Origin of the sequence: Arachidicoccus sp. (assembly GCF_050436765.1) — a bacterium.
Lineage (GTDB): Bacteria > Bacteroidota > Bacteroidia > Chitinophagales > Chitinophagaceae > Arachidicoccus.
Genome location: NZ_JBNQGD010000262.1, coordinates 1 through 1,730 on the forward strand (window position 1 = coordinate 1; position 1,730 = coordinate 1,730).

At 37.6% G+C, this 1,730-nt stretch carries 2 protein-coding genes; both read right to left on the reverse strand.

All coding sequences use genetic code 11. From position 1 onward, the window contains the following. A partial coding sequence (locus tag ACQR30_RS11520) for a nucleotide sugar dehydrogenase (protein WP_429735206.1) occupies nt 1–992 on the reverse strand: 992 nt, incomplete at its 3' end. Between the two features lie 244 nt (nt 993–1,236). Continuing rightward, nucleotides 1,237–1,730: tyrosine-protein kinase family protein (locus ACQR30_RS11525; RefSeq protein WP_429735208.1), on the reverse strand; the 494-nt coding region annotated here is incomplete at its 5' end.

The window sequence follows — 1,730 nt, forward strand, 5'->3', positions numbered from 1 at the left end:
AAAATGAGTGCTTTTGCACCCTTTATATGGACATGATCTTTTTGAATCATTAATTTGACCACTTGACCAGCAATAAATTGCGCCATCATATCGTTGACTCTTCTGCCCGATAAGATCACCTGCGGGTGGTAGCCTAATTGGGTTGCTTTATGTGCTAAATAATAAGGATCTACACTGATACAATGCCCTCCTACCAATCCAGGTTTATATTTAAGAAAATTGTATTTGGTACCTGCAGCCTCCAATACATCATTGGTATCTATACCCACCCTGTCAAAGATTAATGCTAACTCATTTACGAAAGAGATATTGACATCACGTTGCGCATTCTCAATCGCTTTTGAAGCTTCTGCAACTTTGATGTTGGGAGCTAGATGAGTGCCTGCTGTAATAATGGTTTTATATAGGTTATCCACCTCCTTTGCTACATCAGGAGTAGAACCAGAAGTCACTTTTTTTACAGAGGTCAAGGTATGAACTTTATCACCTGGGTTAATGCGTTCAGGCGAATAACCCACAAAGAAGTCCCGGTTGAATTTTAACCCAGAGTGCCTTTCTAATACGGGGACGCAGTCCTCTTCCGTACAACCAGGATAAACAGTAGATTCGTAAATAATGATATCTTCAATTTTAATAACCTTGCCCAACATTTCTGAAGCTTTTAGCAATGGTGTCAAATCAGGAGCATTATATTTGTCAATGGGTGTGGGAACTGTAACAATAAAAACATTTGCGGTCTTTAAAACTTCAACATCATTGGAACAAACCAAACCGACGCCTAAATTATTTGTTTTTGCTGCATACAAAGCCTTATTTAGTTTTTCAATATCTGCTTCTTGAGTGCGGTCTTTGCCTATATTTAACTCCGTAACTCTTTCTTTATTAATATCAAAGCCTATTACTGGGAAATGTGCTGCAAACTCAATGGCTAAAGGTAAACCTACATAACCAAGTCCTATAATGGCTATTTTTTTATTTTGGGGTTTATTCATTATGTTATCTGTTATCTGTTACTAAGTTACATTTTACGAGTTAGTTTGTTACACTACTCCATCTCACTCCCCAACCCATCCGACAATGAATCGCTGGGAGAATTTGCTCTTTTATGAAATTACCATTACCCCTGTTTATATATTCTGTTGTATCCGTGAATGCTTTGCATTTGCTTAGATCACGTTCTTCCTCCAAATAGAGGCTGCTGTTTTACTTTTTTCGTACCTCTTTCACACTACTGAGCTACAAACCAAATAAACCCTTGAAGCGTTGCCAATGAGATTTCCTATTGTCATCTCCATAACCATAGCCATAACCATAGCCATAACCATAACCGTAACTATTTTGCTTTTTTGAATCGTTGAGCACCACCATCAAATTACTTAATTTTTTATTGTGGTAAATATCATTCACAATATTGATTTGCTCTTTAAAAGTATAGTTATAGCGCACTACATACAAACAAGCATCCGCTAAACGATTAAGCGTAAATACATCGGCTACCTGTCCGACAGGTGAAGTATCTACAATAATATAATCAAATTGTTGCCTTAATGCAATAAATAACTGCTCTATACGCGGGCTTAAAATCAATTCCGCCGGATTCGGAGGAATTGGACCGGCTCCAATTACAGATAAATTCTCCACTTCTGCCACCGGATGTAATAAGTCCGCTATGGTTAATTTATGATTGATTACATAGTTGGTGATACCTTGCTCTGCATTCATACCCAAGC